This is a genomic window from Micromonospora mangrovicola (assembly GCF_047200535.1).
Lineage (GTDB): Bacteria > Actinomycetota > Actinomycetes > Mycobacteriales > Micromonosporaceae > Micromonospora.
Window position 1 is genome coordinate 100,796 of the sequence record NZ_JBJZOG010000006.1, and the last position, 19,230, is coordinate 120,025.

At 73.9% G+C, this 19,230-nt stretch carries 20 protein-coding genes; 10 read left to right on the forward strand and 10 right to left on the reverse strand.

What is annotated here, in order from left to right; translation table 11 throughout:
* The first annotated feature begins 6 nt into the window (after window positions 1-6).
* The gene (locus tag ACL02O_RS04455) at window positions 7-594 is read left to right on the forward strand and encodes a hypothetical protein (protein ID WP_412816648.1); all 588 of its coding nucleotides are present in this window, start codon (window positions 7-9) and stop codon (window positions 592-594) included.
* A gap of 136 nt (window positions 595-730) precedes the next feature.
* Here the strand turns inward: ACL02O_RS04455 and ACL02O_RS04460 are convergent, their stop codons facing one another.
* Window positions 731-1,162: a hypothetical protein gene (locus ACL02O_RS04460; RefSeq protein WP_412816649.1), complete on the reverse strand. Its 432-nt coding sequence runs from the start codon at window positions 1,160-1,162 to the stop codon at window positions 731-733.
* 176 nt (window positions 1,163-1,338) lie between these two features.
* On the opposite strand from ACL02O_RS04460, the gene ACL02O_RS04465 reads away from it, so the two are divergent.
* Window positions 1,339-1,701, forward strand: coding sequence for a DUF6401 family natural product biosynthesis protein (locus tag ACL02O_RS04465; protein WP_412816650.1), 363 nt, complete (start codon window positions 1,339-1,341; stop codon window positions 1,699-1,701).
* Window positions 1,702-1,760: 59 nt separating this feature from the next.
* On the opposite strand, the gene ACL02O_RS04470 is transcribed toward ACL02O_RS04465, so the two are convergent.
* The gene (locus ACL02O_RS04470) at window positions 1,761-2,621 is read right to left on the reverse strand and encodes a mechanosensitive ion channel family protein (RefSeq protein WP_412816651.1); all 861 of its coding nucleotides are present in this window, start codon (window positions 2,619-2,621) and stop codon (window positions 1,761-1,763) included.
* A gap of 200 nt (window positions 2,622-2,821) precedes the next feature.
* Here ACL02O_RS04470 and ACL02O_RS04475 point away from each other — a divergent pair, with 200 nt between their 5' ends.
* The 3 genes from ACL02O_RS04475 to ACL02O_RS04485 all read left to right on the forward strand — a co-directional run bounded on the left by ACL02O_RS04475 (window position 2,822) and on the right by ACL02O_RS04485 (window position 7,090).
* The gene (locus ACL02O_RS04475; protein ID WP_412816652.1) at window positions 2,822-4,960 is read left to right on the forward strand and encodes a SpoIIE family protein phosphatase; all 2,139 of its coding nucleotides are present in this window, start codon (window positions 2,822-2,824) and stop codon (window positions 4,958-4,960) included.
* Window positions 4,961-5,001: 41 nt separating this feature from the next.
* Window positions 5,002-5,679 carry an HAD family hydrolase gene (locus ACL02O_RS04480; protein ID WP_412816653.1) on the forward strand — a complete coding sequence of 226 codons (678 nt, stop codon included), beginning with the start codon at window positions 5,002-5,004 and terminating at the stop codon, window positions 5,677-5,679.
* A 115-nt stretch (window positions 5,680-5,794) separates the two neighbouring features.
* The gene (locus ACL02O_RS04485; protein ID WP_412816654.1) at window positions 5,795-7,090 is read left to right on the forward strand and encodes a cation:proton antiporter; all 1,296 of its coding nucleotides are present in this window, start codon (window positions 5,795-5,797) and stop codon (window positions 7,088-7,090) included.
* Window positions 7,091-7,105: 15 nt separating this feature from the next.
* Here ACL02O_RS04485 and ACL02O_RS04490 read toward each other — a convergent pair whose 3' ends face one another.
* Genes ACL02O_RS04490 through ACL02O_RS04500 form a run of 3 tightly spaced genes read right to left on the reverse strand, consistent with a single transcriptional unit; the run spans window position 7,106 to window position 10,764 of the window.
* Window positions 7,106-8,101 carry an NAD(P)/FAD-dependent oxidoreductase gene (locus ACL02O_RS04490; protein ID WP_412816682.1) on the reverse strand — a complete coding sequence of 332 codons (996 nt, stop codon included), beginning with the start codon at window positions 8,099-8,101 and terminating at the stop codon, window positions 7,106-7,108.
* A 54-nt stretch (window positions 8,102-8,155) separates the two neighbouring features.
* A complete protein-coding gene (locus ACL02O_RS04495) occupies window positions 8,156-8,935 on the reverse strand; it encodes an SDR family NAD(P)-dependent oxidoreductase (protein ID WP_412816655.1) in 780 nt (259 codons plus the stop codon).
* On the reverse strand, window positions 8,932-10,764 hold the full coding sequence (locus tag ACL02O_RS04500; protein ID WP_412816656.1) for a glycoside hydrolase family 15 protein: 1,833 nt from the start codon (window positions 10,762-10,764) through the stop codon (window positions 8,932-8,934). The genes ACL02O_RS04495 and ACL02O_RS04500 overlap by 4 nt, the downstream gene beginning before the upstream one ends.
* 123 nt (window positions 10,765-10,887) lie before the next feature.
* On the opposite strand from ACL02O_RS04500, the gene ACL02O_RS04505 reads away from it, so the two are divergent.
* Window positions 10,888-11,475, forward strand: a complete 588-nt coding sequence (locus ACL02O_RS04505) for a general stress protein (RefSeq protein WP_412816657.1) — start codon at window positions 10,888-10,890, stop codon at window positions 11,473-11,475.
* Between the two features lie 51 nt (window positions 11,476-11,526).
* On the opposite strand, the gene ACL02O_RS04510 is transcribed toward ACL02O_RS04505, so the two are convergent.
* A complete protein-coding gene (locus tag ACL02O_RS04510) occupies window positions 11,527-12,111 on the reverse strand; it encodes a DUF1684 domain-containing protein (RefSeq protein ID WP_412816658.1) in 585 nt (194 codons plus the stop codon).
* Window positions 12,112-12,402: 291 nt separating this feature from the next.
* Window positions 12,403-12,930: a GNAT family N-acetyltransferase gene (locus ACL02O_RS04515; protein WP_412816659.1), complete on the reverse strand. Its 528-nt coding sequence runs from the start codon at window positions 12,928-12,930 to the stop codon at window positions 12,403-12,405.
* Between the two features lie 160 nt (window positions 12,931-13,090).
* On the opposite strand from ACL02O_RS04515, the gene ACL02O_RS04520 reads away from it, so the two are divergent.
* Complete coding sequence (locus ACL02O_RS04520) at window positions 13,091-13,573, forward strand: MarR family winged helix-turn-helix transcriptional regulator (RefSeq protein WP_412816660.1); 483 nt, start codon at window positions 13,091-13,093, stop codon at window positions 13,571-13,573.
* A gap of 10 nt (window positions 13,574-13,583) precedes the next feature.
* Window positions 13,584-14,573 carry a pirin family protein gene (locus tag ACL02O_RS04525; protein ID WP_412816661.1) on the forward strand — a complete coding sequence of 330 codons (990 nt, stop codon included), beginning with the start codon at window positions 13,584-13,586 and terminating at the stop codon, window positions 14,571-14,573.
* Window positions 14,574-14,619: 46 nt separating this feature from the next.
* Here ACL02O_RS04525 and ACL02O_RS04530 read toward each other — a convergent pair whose 3' ends face one another.
* Window positions 14,620-14,748, reverse strand: coding sequence for a hypothetical protein (locus tag ACL02O_RS04530; RefSeq protein ID WP_412816662.1), 129 nt, complete (start codon window positions 14,746-14,748; stop codon window positions 14,620-14,622).
* Window positions 14,749-14,887: 139 nt separating this feature from the next.
* On the opposite strand from ACL02O_RS04530, the gene ACL02O_RS04535 reads away from it, so the two are divergent.
* Window positions 14,888-16,477: a phospholipase D family protein gene (locus ACL02O_RS04535; RefSeq protein ID WP_412816663.1), complete on the forward strand. Its 1,590-nt coding sequence runs from the start codon at window positions 14,888-14,890 to the stop codon at window positions 16,475-16,477.
* On the opposite strand, the gene ACL02O_RS04540 is transcribed toward ACL02O_RS04535, so the two are convergent.
* Window positions 16,426-17,181 (reverse strand): hypothetical protein, encoded by a 756-nt coding sequence (locus ACL02O_RS04540; RefSeq protein ID WP_412816664.1) that lies wholly within the window; start codon window positions 17,179-17,181, stop codon window positions 16,426-16,428. The genes ACL02O_RS04535 and ACL02O_RS04540 overlap by 52 nt on opposite strands.
* Before the next feature lie 317 nt (window positions 17,182-17,498).
* On the opposite strand from ACL02O_RS04540, the gene ACL02O_RS04545 reads away from it, so the two are divergent.
* Window positions 17,499-18,323, forward strand: coding sequence for a SigB/SigF/SigG family RNA polymerase sigma factor (locus tag ACL02O_RS04545; protein ID WP_412816665.1), 825 nt, complete (start codon window positions 17,499-17,501; stop codon window positions 18,321-18,323).
* A gap of 122 nt (window positions 18,324-18,445) precedes the next feature.
* Here the strand turns inward: ACL02O_RS04545 and ACL02O_RS04550 are convergent, their stop codons facing one another.
* The gene (locus ACL02O_RS04550; RefSeq protein WP_412816666.1) at window positions 18,446-19,177 is read right to left on the reverse strand and encodes a class I SAM-dependent methyltransferase; all 732 of its coding nucleotides are present in this window, start codon (window positions 19,175-19,177) and stop codon (window positions 18,446-18,448) included.
* Window positions 19,178-19,230 lie beyond the last annotated feature (53 nt).

Sequence of the window (19,230 nt, forward strand, 5' to 3'; positions counted from 1 at the left end):
CCGGTGGTGGACTACCGGCTGTTCACCGCCGCCGAGATCCGCCGGCACGTACGGACGTACTTCGCCGCGGGCAACGCCGTCCTGGCGCTGACCGCCGACCCGCCGCCGGCCCTGCGCCTGCCGTTACCGGCCGGCCCACGGGTCACCCGCACCGCGCCCGCCGTGCCCCACCAGGCCGGCCCGGGCTGGTACGCCGACGAGGTCGGGGGGGTCGGCCTGGCGTTCCGGGCCGCCCCGGGCGTCGCGGCGCTCATCCTCTTCCGGCTGCTCAAGGCCCGGACCGACGCGGCCCTCGCCCGTGCCGGGGTCGCCTGCCTCGCCGACCCGGTGTACCTGCCCGTCGACGACACCACGCACGAGTACGGCCTGGTCGTCCGGCTCCAGGGCCGGAAAGCGGCGAAGCACGCGGCGCGGGCCGCCGAGGTGCTCTGGACCGAGCTGCGGCGGCTGGCCCACGACGGGCTCGACCAGGCGGAGCTGGACCGGGAGGCGGCGTCGCTCGAGGACACGCCGCAGGCCCAGGTTCGGGCGCTGCAGGAGGAGCGTCGCGGTCGTCGACGGCGCCGGTGGCGTGCACTCGATCCCGCTGCCTGAGGCGCTGCTGGCCGAACGGGACGGGTCGTGGTGGCTGGCCCACACCGGGCACGGGTGCGTCACCGACATCTCCGCCTACTCCGCGGGCGAGGCGCTCCGCTCCGTGCTGCCACCCCGGCCGGATCCGCCGGTACGACTAGGCGCCGGGGCGCGCCTCGTGCCCCGGCCGGCCCGGGGTGCGGCGGCGTTCCTTCATCTCCGCCTCGTAAAGGTGCCGGCGACCGCCGACCAGTTCGTCGCGGGCCCGGCGGTCCAGCTCACGGAAGAGCGCGTAGTACCCGTCGTCGAAGTCCTCGACGATCTGAAACGTCCAGCGTCCCGCGATCACGTTGCGGCCGAGCAGGTCGCGGGCGATCCGGTCGGCGAGCTCGTCGTGGCCGGCGGAGCGGAACAGCTCCACCGCGCCGTCCAGCATCAGGTCGGCGTGTCCGATCAGCTGGTGCAGCGAATAGAGGTGCCCCCGGGCCCGCTCCACGGTCTCCAGCGCCTCGCTGAGCCGGCCGAGCGCCTCGACCGTGGTGTCACTCACGCCGGCCGGCCGGCGGTGCGCCTCGTCCGGTCCGTCCACCTGCCTGTCCCCTTCCGTCGCGCCCTGGGGTCGCTCGCGCCGATCGCGCGGTTTCCCTTTGCCCCCACACGGCCGGGTCGATGCGCGCGGCGGAGCCGGTACGTCACCCGGACGACCGGACCATCGACCGGTCGGACGAGGCCGGCCCCGTCGCCGCGCGGCTAGCCTCGGTCACCATGCGTGTGCCTGACAACCGGGTGGCGACCCGCTCCGCGGCGGTGTCCGCGCGCTCCAGCCTCACCACGCTCACCGCCGTCGTCGGCACCGCCGGACTCGCCGCGGCCGCGGCCAACCCCGGCCTGCTCGCCGTGGTCGACCAGCACGCCGCCGCCGTACGGGACAGCCTGCACGGCGACCGCCGGCCGCTGACCGTGGCCGCCCTCGCCGGGTACGCCGAGGGGGTCCGCGCCGCGGCCCTGGAGCACGGCTGGCAGCCGCCGGCCACCGCGGTCGACTGGACGCAGCCGGACTGGCCGCTCACCCGCCTGCTCGCGGTCTGCGCCCTGGCTCGGTCACTGGACCCGCGTCACCTGGCCTGAGACACGGCGGAGGGGCCCGCGATCGACCCGCGGGCACCCTCCCTCGCGCTGTCGGTTCGTCAGCCGTTCGGCCGCTGGAACTGCTGAGTCTCGTCGCCCGTGTTCCCCGACCGGTACTGCCCGGCACCGGCCATCGACGACTGCTGCGTCGCCGGGCTGGGCTGCGCGCCCCGGTCGGCCATCTGCCGCTCGTAGTCGCGTCGCCCGGTGCCCTGCGCCTGGCGCTGCTCGCGGATCGCGCGCGACTCCTCCGCCACCCGGTCGAGCCAGCCGCCCCAGCGGTCCTGCATCGGCTTCACCAGACCACCGCCGACACCGACGATCAGGATGCCGGCCACCGTGGCGAGCACCGCGATCAGCACCGGCGTGGTGACCGTGGTGGCGATACCCACCTGGTTCAGCGCGGCGATCACGCCGAGCGCCAGGATGAAGATCGCGGTCAGGTCGGCCAGCACCCGGCCGTACGAGAGCCCGCCGAGGAATCCGGTGATCAGGTCCCGGACCGCGTTGGCGATGGCGGCGGCGACGACCACGATGACGATCGCCACGAACGCCCGCGGCAGCCAGGCGACCACGCCGCGGATCAGGTCACTGATCGCGTTTGGCCCCCAGATGCCGAAGGCGAACTGCAGCGTGAACAGCAGGACGGCGTAGTAGGCCAACTTGGCCAGAATGTCGCTCGCGTCGTACTTGGTTCGCTCGAGCGCGCGTTTGACGCCGCCGCGTTCGACCGCCCGGTCGAAGCCCACCCGTTCGAGTGCCACGTCCACGATCCTGAGGACGGCACGGGCGATGAGCCAACCCACCACGAGGATCACGATGAACGCGACGGCCCTCGGGATGAATAGCAGCACCGCCCTCCAGAAATCGGTCAGGGCGGCACCGATGTCGACCTGCCCGACCGCGAGGGTTTTCGGCATGATGTCCCTCCTGTCGCGTGAACTGCGACGCCCGCATACCCGGTGGTTGCGTCAGCACGCCGCGCCCGGCCCCGGCAATTTCCCGACAAGACCCATCGAACCGGCCCCGACCAGCCCGGACAGCCGTGTCGCGACGGCCCGGTACGGCACCCGGACACGCGATCGGAACGTGTCCGCCACGCTCCGGATAGGCTGCGGTCATGCCAGGCACCGTCGGGCGGGTTCCCACGCCATCAGCCCCCACCCCGGGCGCCTCCCCGGAGCAGGGTGCCGCCAGCTCCGGGACGGCCGGCACCGTGCTGGCCCACCCGTGGGCGGACACCCCGCTCGGCGCGCCCGAGGGCTGGGACCCGGCGGTGCGGGCGGTGGTCGACCTGGTGCTCGCCTCGCCCGTACCGATGGCCCTGCTCTACGGCGCAGACCTGGTCCTGCTCTACAACGACGCGTACGCCGAGCTGATCGGCGCCCGCCACCCGGGCGCGCTCGGACGACCAGCGGCGGAGGTGTACGCCGACATCTGGCACGAACCGGGCATCGGGGAAGTGCTGGAGCGGGCGTACCGGCGGGGGGAGCCCTTCCTGGAACGGGAGGCGGTGCTGCCGGTCGACCGGCACCGCGGCGGTGGTGAGCCGGCCGTGTTCACCCGGGGCTACTCCCCGGTCCGGAACAGCGCCGGCCAGATCGTCGGCGTGCTCAGCGTGGCCGCGCAGACCACCCAGGTCACCCAGCAGCTGCAGAGCCTCAGCGACTTCGCCGCCGCGCTCTCCGGCACGCTCACCCTCGACGACGTCGCCCGGGTCACCCTGCGTTACTGCCTGCACTCCTTCGACGCCGACCGGGTCGCCTTCGTGGTCGACGAGGGCTCCGCCTGGCGGATGGTCCGCCGGGTCCGGGGTGAGCTGCTGGACGAGGCCGACGAGCGGCTGCCCCCGCTGTGGCGTCGGATGCCGGCCGACACGGCCGTCCCGATCGTGGTCACCGCCCGCAGCGGGGTGCCCTCCTTCATCGGCGACGGGCAGCCGTTGCGGGAGACCGCGGCGGACCGGCACGACGAGAAGATCCGGGCGCTGGCCTCGCTGCCGCTGCGCTCGACGGTGGTCCGGGGCGCGCTGGCCGTCGGCTACCAGGCGAAGCACCCCTGGTCCCCGGCGGAGCGGGCGCTGCTCGCCGCGTCGGCGGAGCTGGTCGGCCAGGCCGCCGAGCGGGCCCGTCGCTTCGAGACCCAGCACGGCACCGCCCAACTGCTCCAGCGCAGCATGCTCCCCGAGAGGTTGCCCGACCTGCCCCGGCTGCGGATCGCCGCCCGGTACGACCCCGGCGTGGACGGCAACGCCGCCGGCGGCGACTTCTACGACGCCTTCGTGCTGCCCGACGGCGCGCTCGGCGTGGTCCTCGGCGACGTGGCCGGGCACGACGTGCAGGCCGCCGCCCGGATGGGCCAGGTGCGCGCGGCGCTGCGCGCCCTGGCGCTCAGCGACCCCCGCCCGGACGCGGTGCTGGCCAGCCTCGACCGGCTGGTCGCCAGCCTCGGCGTCGAGGGCGGTACGCAGGAGCTCTTCGTCACCGTGGTGTTCGGGGTGGTGGAGGCCGACCGGGAGCGGATCACGCTGGCCAGCGCCGGCCACCCCGCCCCGCTGATCCGGCGCTGCCCGGACGACGCGGAGCCCGCGGCCGAGTACGTCGAGCTGCCACCCGGCCCGCCACTGGGACTGGGCTGCCAGCCGCGGACCACCGCCGTGCCGTTCCGCCCCGGCGACACCCTGCTGCTCTACAGCGACGGGGTGGTGGAGCGGCGCTGGCAGGACCTGACCGCCGGCCTGGCCGGACTGGGCGCGGCCGTGACCGCCGCCGGCAGCGGCGACCCCCGGGCCCTCTGCGCGGTGGCCACCGCCGCCGTGCCCGGTGCCACCGAGGACGACGTGGCGGTGCTCGCGGTGGAGCACGCGGTGCGGCCGAGCCGCTCGGCGGGCATGGAGGTGCCGGCCGAGCCGACCGCGCCGAGCCGGGTGCGCCACTGGATGACCGCGCAGCTCAGCGAGTGGCAGGTGCCGGAGGGCGTGATCGGCGCGGCCGTGCTGTGCACCAGCGAGCTGACCACCAACGCGCTGCTGCACGCCGGCACCGCCGCCCGGGTGGAGATCGACCTGAGCGCGGAACGGCTGCTGGTCTCGGTGGCCGACTCCGGTACCCGGGGTCAGGTGACCCGGACCCGGACCGACACCCTGAGCAGCCGGGGCCGTGGCCTCGGCCTGATCGAGGAGCTGAGCGACGCCTGGGGCACCGACCCGACGGTGCGCGGCTCGACCGTCTGGTTCGAGATCCTCATCCCGACCAACTGAGCGGCGCGTCGGCGACGACGCGGGCGGGTAGGAGGAGCGCCATGCCTGACGACAACCGCTGCGGCGTCCTCTTCGACGTGGACGGCACCCTGGTCGACACCACGTATCTGCACACGGTGAGTTGGTGGGAGGCGCTGCGCCAGGCCGACCACCGGGTGCCGATGGCCCGCATCCACCGCTCGGTCGGCATGGGCTCCGACAAGCTCCTCGACCACCTGCTCGGGCCCGAACGCGACCGGAGCGGCGACGGCAGGCTGCGGGACGCGCACGACGCCCGCTACGCCGAGTACTGGGAGCGGCTGACGCCGCTGCCACACGCGGTGGACCTGCTGCGCGCCTGCGCCGCCCGCAGGCTGCGGGTGGTGCTCGCCACCTCGGCGGCCGAGCACGAGGTGGCCGCCCTGCGCGCCGCCCTCGGCGCCGACGACGTGATCGACACCATCACCTCCTCGGCGGACGCCGAGGAGAGCAAGCCGGCGCCGGACATCCTGGTCGCCGCGCTGCACCAGTCCGGGCTGAGCGCCGGGCGGGTGGTGTTCGTCGGCGACTCGGTCTGGGACGTGGCCGCGGCCGGCGAGCTGGACATCCCCTGCATCGGCCTCACCTGCGGCGGCACCAGCCGGGCGGAGCTCGCCGGTGCCGGCGCGGTGGCGGTCTACGACGACCCGGCGGCGCTGCTCCACGGTCTCGGCGACAGCGCCATCGCCGCGCTGGGCTGACCCGGCGCCCGGTGACCGGGCCCACCCGAACAACCCGGACGCCCAGGCATAGCGGACGCGGTTACCGGGCACAGGTGACCACCCCGGGTGCGCGGGCGGTGGGAAGGGTGGTGCCGTGGAACCGGTCGATGTCATGTTCGCGTTGCTGGGCGTCGGCGCGCTGCTGGCGGGGATCCTGCCGCGCGCGCTGGAGCGCCGGCCGCTCTCCATGCCGATCGCGTTTCTCGGGCTCGGCATGCTGGTTTCGCTGCTGCCCACCGGGCTGCCCTCGCCGGACCCGCTGCGCTGGCCGGAGCTCACCACCCACCTCACCGAGGTCGGCGTGATCGTCGCGCTGATGGGTGCCGGGCTGAAGCTCGACCGGCCCCTCAGCTGGGCCCGCTGGTCGTCGACCTGGCGGCTGCTGGCCGTCGCCATGCCGCTGTGCATCGCGGCGGTGGCGCTGCTCGGCTGCTGGTGGGCGGGCCTGGTGCCGGCGGGGGCGCTGCTGCTGGGGGCGGCCCTCGCCCCGACCGACCCGGTGCTCGCCTCCGACGTGCAGGTGGGCGAGCCGACCGACGTGGAGGACTCCGAGGACGAGGTGCGCTTCGCCCTCACCTCCGAGGCCGGGCTGAACGACGGCCTGGCGTTCCCCTTCGTGTACGCGGCCATCGCGATCGCCACCACCAGCCTCGCCCCGGCGGACTGGCTGGCCCGCTGGTTCACCGTCGACGTGCTCTACAAGCTGGCCGTCGGGGTGGGCGGCGGCCTGCTCGTCGGCTGGCTGCTCGGCAAGCTCTTCTTCCGCGCGCCCAGCGAGCTGCGGCTGGCCCGGCACGCCGAGGGCTTCCTCGCCCTCGCCGCGACCTTCCTGGCCTACGGCCTGGTCGAGGTGGCCGGCGGGTACGGCTTCCTGGCCGTCTTCGTGGCCGCCCGGGCGATCCGGGCGGCCGAACGGACCCACGAGTTCCACTCGGTGCTGCACGACTTCGCCGAGCAGGTCGAGCGGCTGCTCACCGTGCTGTTGCTGCTGCTCCTCGGGGGCGCGGTGGTCGGCGGGCTACTGGCCCCGCTCACCTGGCCGGCGGCGCTGGTGGGGCTGGCCCTGGTCTTCGTGATCCGGCCGCTGGCCGGCTGGTTGTCGCTGCGCGGCGCCCCCGGTCGGCCGGCGGAGCACTGGGTGATCGCGCTGTTCGGCATCCGCGGCGTCGGCTCGTTCTACTACCTGGCGTACGCCACCAGCAAGACGGACTTCCCGCAGGCCGAGCTGCTCTGGGCCACGGTCGGCCTGGTGGTGGTCGTCTCGGTCGTGGTGCACGGGATCGCGGCCACCCCGGTGATGCAGTTGCTGGACCGGGCGGGTGAGCGGACCCGCGCCGACTCAGCGCCCAGCCGGACGGACGAGCCCGTCCTGGGCGGCGTCCCGGGCTGACCCGGGTGGCGACGCTCAGCCACGGTCCGCGAGCAGCCGGGCGGCCAGCGCCCGGCCCAGGTCCCGGCCGGAGCGCCAGGCGCTCTGCACCCGGGGCCGCCCGAACGCGTCCCCGGCGAGGCCGATCCCGTCGTCGTCCAGGTGGTACGTCCCGTCGCCGCCGGCGACCGGCTTCGCGTACGTCCAGCGGTGCACGTGGGTCAGCTCGGCCGGCTCGGGCAGCCCGAGCAGGTCCCGGACCGCCTGCTCGATCGCCGGGCCGGCGGCGGTGGGCTGGAGCAGGTGCCTGGCGGCGAACTCGGGAGTGGTGTGCGCGACCAGCACCGGCGCCCCGTCACCGCGCCGGTCGCCGTCGTCGCAGACCAGGCCGAGCACCGGATGTCCGTTGACGAACGCGCCATGGAAGTCCGGCCAGCGCCGGGCCGGGAAGCGAAGCACACCGGCAAGCGCCGACGCCCAGCGCTGCCCGGCCACCGCCCGGGTTGCCGCCGCCAGTGCCGGGTCCAGCAGCAGGGCCGCCTGCGGGCCCGGCATGGCGAGCACGACCGCCTCGACGGCCCGGCCGTCCACCCGGGGACCGGGCTCCACCATCATGACGAGGCGGTTGTGCGCCACGCAAAGGTCCCGGGCGAACCGCTCGACCAGTGAGCGGAGTCCCAGCGGCGCCGCCCAGCGGGTCGGACCTGTCGTCTCGCGCCGCCCGTCCGGCCCGTACGTCACCAAGGTGTCGGTCCACTCGCGCACCAGCCCGGCGGCCCGCCACCCCTCGACCACCTCGGCGAAGTCGGGGTCGTCGACGGTGAAGTAGGCCGCGCCGAGGTCGGCGGGACGGCCGTCGAAGCGTTTGCTGGCCATCCGCCCGCCGGTCACCCGGGCCCGTTCCCGCACCTCCACCGGGATGCCCGCCCGCACCAACTCGTTGGCGCACACCACCCCGGCGATGCCCGCACCGACCACCACCACACCTGCCCGGTCCGCAGTCACCCGATGAGCGTATTCGGCGGCCGGCATGAAGAGCCGGAGGCCCGGGTGGTGCACACCTGTTCGAGGCCATCCGCGTGAGGGTCAGGCGCCCTGTCCCTGGTTCTGCATCAGGCCGCCGTCCATGAAGTACGTCGACCCGGTCACGTACTCGGCGTCGTCGCTGGCCAGGAAGACGGCCAGTTTGGCGATCTCCTCGGGTTGCGCGGCCCGCTTCCACGGGATGCTCTGCACCTGCTCCTCCAGGTACTTCGGGTCGTCGATGGCCCGCTGGTTGAACGGGGTGAGCACCATGCCGGGGCCGATGTTGTTGACGTTCATGTGCATCGGCGCCACCTCCAGCGCGAGGCTCTTGGCGAACTCCAGCATGGCCCCCTTGCTGGCGTCGTAGTCCGCGCCACCGGCCCGGGCCACCTCCTGGTGGATGGAGGTGATGTTGATGATCCGACCACCGCCGCCCTGGTCCCTCCGGTGCCGCACGAAGCGGCGCGAGCAGAAGAACGTGCCGTAGACGTTGGTCCGGATGCACCGGTCCCAGGTCTCGGTGTCCAGGTCGGCCACCGGGATGCCGGAGGCGTCCACCCCGGCGTCGTTCATCAGGATGTCCAGCCGGTCGAACTCCGCGAGGGCCTCGTCGAACATCGCGTCGACCTGGTGTTCCACGCTGATGTCGCCCTGCACCACCACCGCCCGCCGGCCGGCCTTCTCGATCTCGGCCTTGGTGTGGTTCGCCCCGGCGTGGTCGTGCAGGTAGTGCACCACCACGTCGGCGCCCTCACGGCCGAACTCGATGGCGGTGGCCTGGCCGATGCCAGAGTCCGATCCGGTGATCAGGGCGGTCCTGCCCGCCAGTCGTCCGGTCATCCGGGTGCTCCCTTCGTGATCGCCGTACCGGGCGGCACGGTCTGTCGGGCGGCAGCGCCGAGCCGTTCGGCGGCGTCGGTGATGTGCCCGGCGGCGTTGATCAGGCCGATGTGCGAGAAGGCCTGCGGAAAGTTGCCGAGCTGCTCGCCGGTGCGCTGGTCGATCTGCTCGGCGTACAGGCCGAGGTCGTTGACGCGGGCGGCCAACTGCGTGAAGAGACGCTGGGCGCGGTCCAGCTCACCGGCCTCGGCCAGACAGCCGACCAGCCAGAACGAACAGATCACGAAACCCGCGGGATCGTCGTCCCACCGCCGCAGCAGGCCGTCCCGGGAGAGCCGGCGTTCCACCACGTCGACGGTGGCCCGCATCCGGGGATCGTCGGCCGGCAGGAAACCGACCAGCGGCATGATCAGCACCGACGCGTCCAGGTCGTCGGAGTCGAACGCCCCGGTGTACGCCCCGATCCGCTCGTTCCAGCCCCGGGTCAGCACCGCCTCGCGCACCTCGTCCCGGGCCGCCGCCCAGCGTGCCACGTCGTCGGCGTCGCCGATCAGCGGTCCGAACCGGACGGCCCGGTCCAGGGCGGTCCAGCACTGCACCTTCGAGGACAGGTAGTGACGTTCGGCGTCGCGGGCCTCCCACATCCCGGCGTCCGGGCGGTGCCAGTCCCGTACCGCCTGGTCGGCGAGGGCGTGTAGGAGGTGGCGGACGTCCGGCGACATCGGGTCGAGGTAGTGCCGCATCAGCCAGGCGGCGTCGAGGACCTCACCGAGCACGTCGGTCTGCCGCTGCCGCCAGGCGTCGTTGCCGATGAACACCGGCCGACTGTCGGCGTACCCGGAGAGGTGGTCGAGGTGGTGTTCGGTGAGGTCCCGCTCGCCCTCGACGCCGTACATGATCGGCACCCGTTCGTCGCCGATCCGGCCCATCGCCCGGGACACCCAGGCGAACTGCCGGTTCGCCTCGTCGGGGCAGGCGGCCCGCCAGAGTGCCTGGAGGGTCAGGCTGAAGTCGCGTATCCAGACGTAGCGGTAGTCGTAGTTGCGGTCGCCGCCCAGTTGCTCCGGCAGCGAGGTGGTGGCCGCCGCGACGACCGCCCCGCTCGGCCCGTAGGTCATCCCCTGCACCACCAGGGCGCTGCGCCGCACCTCGTCCCGGTACAGCCCGCGATACTCGTGCAGTCCGGTCCAGGACCGCCAGCCGGCGACCGTCTCGGCCACCACCTGGTCGGCGTCGGGCAGGGCGGGCGGGCCGGAGTCGTAGGTCGGCGCGTACCCGAGGGTGAAGTGGTGGGCGGTGCGCGGGCGGGCGGTGAACCGGCCGGAGGCCATCGCGTCGCCGCAGCTCATCGGCGTGTTGGTGCGCAGGTCCAGCCGGCAGGCGCCGGCGGTCGCCGCGATCACCCCGTCGATGTCGGTGAGGTAGGCGCGGACCTGGCCGTACTCGAAGCGGGGCCGGTACTCCACCCGCATCGGCACCTCGCCGGAGAGCCCCTCGACGACCCGGGCGAGGACGCGTGGCGACCGCACGCCGATGTCGTGACCGCGCGCGCCGGGCTCCAGCGCCAGCGCGTCGGTGACGGCCACCGTCCCGGTCGGGGTGGTGAAGACGGTACGCAGCACCAGCGCGTCGTCCAGGTAGGACCGTTCGCTGGTGTAGTCGCCCTCGGGCCGGATGCTCCAGTGTCCGGCGTCGTCGTCGAGCAGCCGCCCGAAGACCGAGGGGCCGTCGAAGCGGGCCGGGCACCACCAGTTCACCGCGCCGTCGCGATCGATCAGCGCCGCGCTGCGCCCGTCCGCGAGGAACCCGTGGTCGTTGATTCGTGACACGGCGGTGTCTACCCGGCCGTTCCGGCGGCACGCGTCCCGCCCGGGGGTCGGGGACAGGTCGTCCCGGAGGTGTTACCGCTCGCCACGGGCGGGAACGCGACGGGCTGACGAAGGAGGATGCTCATGACCAGACCCTCGACGCCGACTGCGGCCTGGCGACCCGGTATGCCGGGCAGCGACAACCTCCCGTCCGGTCCGGGCGGCCGTCCGGCCCCGCCGAGCGGGGACGGACACGGGCCGCAGGCCGGGCCGCCGACCGTCACGATCGGGTCGTACCCGGACTATCCGTCCGCCCAGCGGGTGGTGGACTATCTGGCCGACAACCGGTTCCCGGTGGAGCGGACGTCGATCGTCGGCACGAACCTGACCCTGGTCGAGACGGTGATGGGCCGGATGACCACGGGGCGGGCCGCCCTGGTGGGCGCGGGTACCGGCGCGTGGTTCGGGCTCTTCATCGGGTTGCTCTTCGGCATCTTCACCGTCGGCAACTGGGTCGCGGTGATCCTGGCGGGCCTGGTGATCGGCGCCATCTGGGGTGCGGTGTTCGGCGCGGTGGCGCACGCGATGAGCGGCGGCCGGCGTGACTTCACCTCGGCCAGTTCCCTACGGGCCAGCCAGTACGCGGTCACCGTGCAGGCCGACGTGGCCGAACAGGCCCGGCAGCTGCTCGGTCGGATGCACCTCACCCCGACCGGCGCGACCGCCCGCTGACCGGTCCTTCCCGACGCCCCGGTGCGCCGGTCGCGCCGGGGCGTCGCCGACTCAGTGGTACGCCAGCTCGCCGGCCCGGATCGGCACGTCGACCCGGTTCTCCGGTGGGGCGAGCGGACAGGCCCAGCGGTCGTCGTAGGCGCAGCTGGGGTTGTAGAGGTAGTTGGCGTCGAGCCGGACCCGGCCGCCGGGCAGCACGGTCAGCCCGCGCCCGAAGGTGCCCTTGACCGTGTCGGTGAGGTAGCGCCCGCCGCCGTAGCTGTCCGGGCCGCAGGTGGCGTCCCGCACCGGCACGAACAGCCCGCCCCCGTACGCCTCGATCCACCACACGGTGAGCGGCCCCCACGGCGTCTCGGCCACCGCCACCCGGCGGTACTGCACGACGCCGTCGGGCCCGCCGGTGTCGATGCGCTCGGTGCCGGCGGCGGGGCGCAGCGGCGCTTCCACCACGGCCGCCGGGTCCGGCGGGTACCAGCGCAGCCCGGTGAACCCGGGACGGTCGGCGACCGGCAGCGGGCTGGCGGGGTGGGTCCGGAACAGGTCGTCCCGGGCCGCCCGGAACCCGGCCAGGTCGAGGTCCGACAGGTACAGCCGGGCAACCCGCTCCCGCCAGTCGAGAAGGTCGAGATCATCCATCCCCCGACCCTAGGCCGGCACGCCCGCCCTCCGCCCACCGGCCGCGGCGGCCCACCCGATCAGCGGCGGCCCGGGCGAGCCGAGCGGCACCCACCGTCGGCCGTCTTTGCTCTGCTGCCCTCGGCGCAACGCTCAGGGCCGAGAACTGTTGCGTGGACCGCAGCAGAGCCAAAGGCGGCGGGGCAAGGGTTGCGGCGGGGAGAGATCCGGCCGGCGGGCGGGGGTCGTGCCGGCCCGGTGTACGAGGGTCGGGGCAGGACCGGCGGGAAGTGGCGGGTCAACCGCCGCCGGTCAGCGGTCGGTGGCGAGCCGGGCGTGCAGGTGCTCGTCGTGCCGGCGCCCGTCGCCGTAGCGGTGGGATTCCCGCAGTACGCCCTCCAGCCGGTACCCGGACCGCTCGGCGACCCGGCAGGACGCCTGGTTGCCGGCCGCGTGCCACAGCTCGATCCGGTGCAGGCCCAACTCGGCGAAGCCCCAGGCGGTGAGGGCGGTGACCGCCCGGGTGGCGACGCCCCGACCCCGGGCGGGGGCGGCCGTCCAGTAGCCGATCGCGGCGTTGCCGTCCCGGATCTGGTGGATCGACGCACTGCCCAGCAGGGTCCCGGATGCCGCGTCGGTGACCGCGAGGGAGACGTGGGTGCCGGAACTCCAGTCGCCGCGCCAGCGCACCCAGGCGAGGGCCTGCGCCGGGTCGGCGACGTCCTGGGCGTTCCAGCGGGCGATCGCGGGGTCGGCCAGCGCCGCGAGCACGGCCGGGGCGTCCTCGTCCCGCCAGGGACGAAGCAGCAGGCCCGGGGCGGTCAGCTCGAGGTGGTCCACGGGGCGGAGTCTGGCACGCCGGGCCGGCCCGCCGCTCAGCTCTTTCGCCGGGCGCCTCCCTTCAAGTTTCAAAGTCACCATCGTCAACCACCGTTGTCTCCCTAGTCACAAGGGCGCAAGCATCCTTGTTAAAATTTGAAGTAGTGCTACTCTTGCAGCCATGACGGAGAGCCTGGACAGCGAGCGGATGGCCTGCTGGCGCGCGTACATCGAATCCAGCCAGCGGCTCTTCACCCAGCTCGAGGACGACCTGCGCGCGGACAGCGAGCTGAGCTTCGCCGACTACCACGTGCTGGTGCTGCTCTCCGAGGCGCCGGGGCAGCGGCTGCGGATGGGCGAGCTGGCCGGCCGGCTGGTCTTCTCGCCGAGCCGGCTGACGTACCAGATCTCGTCCATGCAGAAGCGCGGCCTGGTGGCCAAGGAGTCCTGCCCGGAGGACCGCCGCGGCAGCGAGGCCGTGCTCACCGCCGCCGGCCTGCTCACGCTGCGCGAGGCCGCGCCGCACCACCTGCGCTCCGTGCGCAGCCACCTGATCGACGACCTCGACGACGCCGAGGTCGCCTGCCTCACCCGGGTCTTCGAGCGGCTCGGCCGGCGCCTGCGCGCCGACCGCGACGCGTCGTCCACCCCGGCCGACAAGTAAGGAGCCCGAGATGCCCGCGATCACCGTCGACGACGTCCTCGTCCTGCCCCGCCTGCCGCAGCTGGACGCGTCCGCCACCACCTTCCGGCCGGTCCGCCGGCTGACCACCGCGCCGAGCGGCTACGAGGGCGAGGGCTTCCCGGTCCGCCGGGCCTTCGCCGGCGTTCCGCTGACCGAGCTGGACCCGTTCATCCACCTCGACCAGATGGGCGAGGTCGACTACGCCCCGGGCGAGCCGAAGGGCACCCCGTGGCACCCGCACCGCGGCTTCGAGACGGTCACCTACATGATCGACGGGATCATGGACCACCAGGACTCGCAGGGTGGTGGCGGCACCATCACCGACGGCGACACGCAGTGGATGACGGCCGGCAGCGGCCTGCTGCACATCGAGGCGCCGCCGGAGCACCTGGTGACCAGCGGCGGCCTCTTCCACGGCCTGCAGCTCTGGGTCAACCTGCCCAAGGTGGCGAAGATGATCCAGCCGCGCTACCAGGACATCCGGGGCCGGGAGTCGGCGCTGATCACCACGCCCGACGGCGGCGCGCTGATCCGGGTGATCGCCGGGGAGGTCGCCGGGCACCAGGGCCCGGGCTCGACCCACACCCCGATCACCATCGCGCACGTAACGCTCCAGCCGGGCGCGGAGCTGAGCCTGCCCTGGCGACCGGACTTCAACGCGCTGGTCTACGTGCTGGCCGGCCGGGGCACCGTCGGCACCGACCGTCGGCCGTTCCACCTCGGCCAGCTCGCCGTGCACGGCCCGGGCGACGCGCTCCGGGTCACCGCGGACGCGAAGCAGGACGGCAACACTCCGGCCCTGGAGCTGTACATCATGGGCGGGCAGCCGATCCGGGAGCCGGTGGCGCACTACGGCCCGTTCGTGATGAACACCCGGGCCGAGCTGATCCAGGCCGTCGAGGACTACCAGGCCGGCCGGCTCGGTGTGATCCCGGTCGAGCGCCTGCCGCACACCGGCGGCGAGGACCCCCGGCCCTGAGCACGCAATGGGCGTCCCGGCCTCGTCCGGGGCGCCCATCGGCGGTTCAGGAGACGGCGAAGATCCCGGCCACCCCGAGAAGCACCATCACCAACACCGCCACCAGCGCCCCCCGCTCGCCCTCGACCGCCTGCTCGCGGTACTCGGTCACGGTGTTCGTCGTCTCGGCGGGCATGCTGTGGCCTCCTCGGCTCTCGCGTCAGGGGTGCGGCAGGCTCCGGTGTCCGGGCTGCGCCGGCCTGGGGCGGCCGGCGTGCGACGGGGCGCCGGGGGTCCTACCGTGAGGACGGTGTCGATCCTCGGGAGGCGGGAACGTGACGATGCGGAACTGGTTCCTCACCGAACAGGAACGCGCCAACCCGAAATCTGAGTTACCCGTCTGGACGAGCGGTAACCTCGCCGAGCCGTTGATTCACGGCGCCGCGTACTTCGACCGGCTGGTCGAGGAGGTCGAGGCGTTGCAGGCCGGCGACCATCTCTTCTTCACCGACTGGCGGGGCGACCCCGACCAGCGGATGCGCACCGACGGCCCGACCGTGGCGCAGCTCTTCGCCCGGGCCGCCCAGCGCGGGGTGATCGTCAAGGGGCTGATCTGGCGGTCCCACCTCGACGCGCTCTCCTACAGCGAGGAGGAGAACCGCAACCTCAGCGAGGCGATCTGCGCGGCCGGTGGCGAGGTGCTGCTGGACCAGCGGGTCCGCCGCGGGGGCTCGCACCACCAGAAGCTGGTGGTGCTGCGCCACCCGGACGACCCGTCCCGGGACGTGGCGTTCGCCGGCGGGATCGACCTCTGCCACAGCCGGCGGGACGACGCCACGCACCGGGGCGACCGGCAGGCGGTGGCCATGTCCCCGAAGTACGGACCGCACCCGCCGTGGCACGACGTCCAGCTCGCCGTCCGCGGCCCCGTGGTCGGCGCCCTGAACACCACGTTCCGGGAGCGGTGGACCGACCCGATGCCGCTGGACTCGGAGAACCCGCTGGCCTACCTGCGGGACCGGCTGCGCGGCGCCGACCTCAGCCCGGACCCGCTGCCCGACCAGCCCGCCGATCCCCCGCCCTGCGGCCCGCACCAGATCCAGGTGCTGCGCACCTATCCGGCGGTGCGGCCGCGCTACGCGTTCGCCCCCGACGGGGAGCGGACGGTGGCGCGCGGCTACACCAAGGCGGTCCGCCGGGCCCGCCGGCTGATCTACCTGGAGGACCAGTACCTCTGGTCGACGGAGGTGGCCGACCTGTTCGCCCGGGCGCTGCACGAGCACCCGGAGCTGCACCTCGTCGCGGTGGTGCCACGCCACCCCGACGTGGACGGCCGGCTGGCGCTGCCACCGAACCTGGTCGGCCGGGAGCAGGCCATCGCGCTCTGCCACCGGGCCGCCCCCGACCGGGTGCACGTCTTCGACGTGGAGAACCACGAGGGCACCCCGGTGTACGTGCACGCCAAGGTCTGCGTGGTGGACGACGTCTGGGCCAGCGTGGGCAGCGACAACTTCAACCGCCGTTCCTGGACGCACGACAGCGAGCTGTCCTGCGCGGTGCTGGACGAGACCCGGGACGAGCGGGCCCCCACGGATCCGGCCGGGCTCGGCGACGGCGCCCGGGTGTTCGCGCGGGACCTGCGGCTGCGGCTGTGGCGGGAGCACCTGGACCGGGACCCGGACGGCGGGGACGACGCCGACCTGCTCGACCCGGCGGACGCGGTCGCGGCCGTCACCGCCGCGGCCGAGGCGCTGGAGCGCTGGCACGCCTCGGGGCGTACCGGACCCCGGCCTCCGGGCCGGCTCCGCCCGCACCGGCCGGAACGGTTGCCCTGGCGGGTCCGGCTGTGGGCGCTGCCCGCGTACCGGCTGTTCTACGACCCGGACGGCAGGCCGCTGCGGGCCCGGCGCGCGGGCACCTGGTGAGCCGGCGCGGGCGAGCCGTCGACCGGCAACGGCTCGTCGAGCCGGTTCGGCTGGGCCGGGTAGGCGAACGACACCCGGGGCGAGTAGAAGCCCCAGCAGACCTGCAGCGGGTTGGCCGGGCGTAGGGCGTAGGCCGGGTGCTCCGGGTCGAGGAACTCCACCGACTCGATCTCGAACGGCGACACCGGCTCGGCCACGTACGGGTAGTCGGTGATCACGAGTTCGCCGTCGCGCGCGGTGAGATACCGGTGGTGCCCGTTGTACGCCTCGGTGCCGGTGTGCCCGACCCGGGCCACGACCCGGATGAGCGGGCCGCCGTCGGCCCGGGTCTCCGTGGTGAGCCGGCCAGCCCGGACCTCGAGGACGGTCGCCCCGGCGGTCGCCGGGGCGCCACGGGCGCAGGCGAACTGCCGGACGAGAGGGCTGGACGCCAGGTAGTGGGTCCACCAGCCGCCCGGGGTCTCCCCGTCGGGCGGGTCCATGTCCTCAAGCGAGACACCCAGAAAGGTCAGCGAGTACGCGCCGAATCCGGAGGTCTGACTCTCGTCGTCGACCACGTACTGGCAGAGGAAGACCTGGCGGTCATGGCGTGCGCGGAGACCGGCCGGGACGAGCGCCAGGACCGCGTCGGGATCCGCCGGGAGCCAGCTGAACAGCAGCGTCGGGGCGTTGACGACGAGTTGCGGGGCGGCGGGATCGAGCACGGTGCCTCCGTAGACGTGTACAGCGACGCTACGGGCGGTCTCGTCGACGGGACAAGGACGGAAAGCCGACACTCCGCGCCGACTGTCGGGTTTCCCGTTGCCCGTCCGGTCGATCGTCGTCACCGACCGACGGGCCGCCAGACAAGTTCTTTGCCGCGAAATAGGTTGTTGATGCCCGGAAGCCCCTTAAGTACATCGTACGTTCGGCTAGATTTTGTAGAGCTGATCGGGTTAAGGTTGCTTCCGAACGGACACCGCGAACCTAAACCAGAGCGTCACGTCTTTTTTCCGCGGACGAGGTGCAGGGAGGACCACCCATGACCGCGAGGACCCTGACCGAGCAGGCGGCCACAGCGCCGTCCACCTCCGAGAAGCTCGACCCGCGGGCGCTCACCGACAGCGCCGCCGACCTGCTCCACGCGATGGCCGCCCTGCCCGCCAACCACCCGTCGCGCGCCGCGCTGCGCGACCGGGCGATCGAGGCCTGGCTACCGCTCGCCAACCACCTCGCCCACCGCTACAGCGGGCGGGGCGAGCCCACCGACGACCTGGCCCAGACCGCGGCCGTCGGCCTGATCAAGGCGATCGACAAGTTCGACCCCTCCCGGGGAGTCGACTTCGCCGGGTACGCCATCCCGACCATCATCGGCGAGCTCAAGCGACACTTCCGCGATCGCACCTGGGACATCCGGGTGCCGCGCCGCCTCCAGGAGCTGCGGCTGGCCATCTCCGACGCCAACAGCTCGCTGCTGCAGAGCCTCGGCCGGTCACCGACGGTCGCCGACATCGCCGCCCACCTCAACCTCACCGAGGAAGAGGTTCTGGAAGGGCTGGAAGGGGCCCGCGCGTACAACGCGGTGTCGCTGTCCACCCCGACCGGCGACGGCGAGCGGGCGACCGAGCTGGGCGACATGCTCGGCAGCGAGGACTCCCAGTTCGAGCTGGCCGAGCTGCGGGTGGCGCTGGGTCCGGCCCTGGCCACGCTGGACGAGCGCGAGCAGCGGATCCTCACGCTGCGCTTCTACGGCAACCTGACCCAGTCGCAGATCGCCGAGCAGATCGGCGTCTCCCAGATGCACGTGTCCCGGCTGCTGGCCCGGGCACTGACCAAGCTGCGCGGGCAGCTCGACGAGACGTACTAGGGGGTGGTGACGGTGGCCGGGTCGGCGGGCCCGGCCACCGTCGTGTCCTCGCGGCCCGGTCGGTGGTTCACCGACCGGGCCGCTCCGTCTCTTCGCGACACCATCGGGTCCGGCGCCGCGGGTCAGCGCAGCACCAGCAGATCCAGCGCGTCCACCACCGGGACGTCCGGCGTCCGCCGGGCGGCGGCGCGCAGCCGGCGTACGCCCCGGTCGTAGTCCGCGTCGTCGAGCAGGACCAGCGGCGTGTGCGCCGCCCGGCGTAGCCCGTCCGCCGCGTCCCGCAATGACCGGGCGGTGACCTGCGGCACCGGCGTCAGCGCCACCGGGGCGAAGCCGGCCGGCTCGAACGCGGCGCAGACCTCGGCGACCGACGGGTAGCCGCCCAGCACCCGCAGCGCCTCCGGGAACCACCGGAACAGCGTGACGCCGCCGCCGCGCCCCGCGAAGACCGACCGGATCAGCACCGGCGCGCCGGGCCGCAGCACACGACGCAGCTCGGCGGCGGCCGCAGGCAGGTCGGGCAGGTGGTGGATCACCGTGGAGAGCCAGGCGCCGTCCAGCGCGGCCGCTGCGAGCGGCAGGGCCTCCGCCCGGCCGGCCACCATTGCCGGGTACGCCGAGCGGGCCCGCATCGCCGCCGCCGGCTCCACCGCCACCACCTGTGCTCCGTACCAGGAGCGGAAGGCGGTCGCCCAGGCGCCGGTGCCGGCCCCGAGGTCGAGCAGCCGGGCGCCGGGCCGGGCCGGCAGGTGCCGGGCGACCGCGGCCCGCCAGCTCGCCAGCCCCTCGGCGGACAGGTGGCGGGTCGCCGCGAAGGCGGCGGCGGCGGGCACGTCGTACGCCATCATCGCCATGTCCGTCACCCTCCGCCAGCGAACGGTGACGGTCAATGTGACGAGCGGAACAG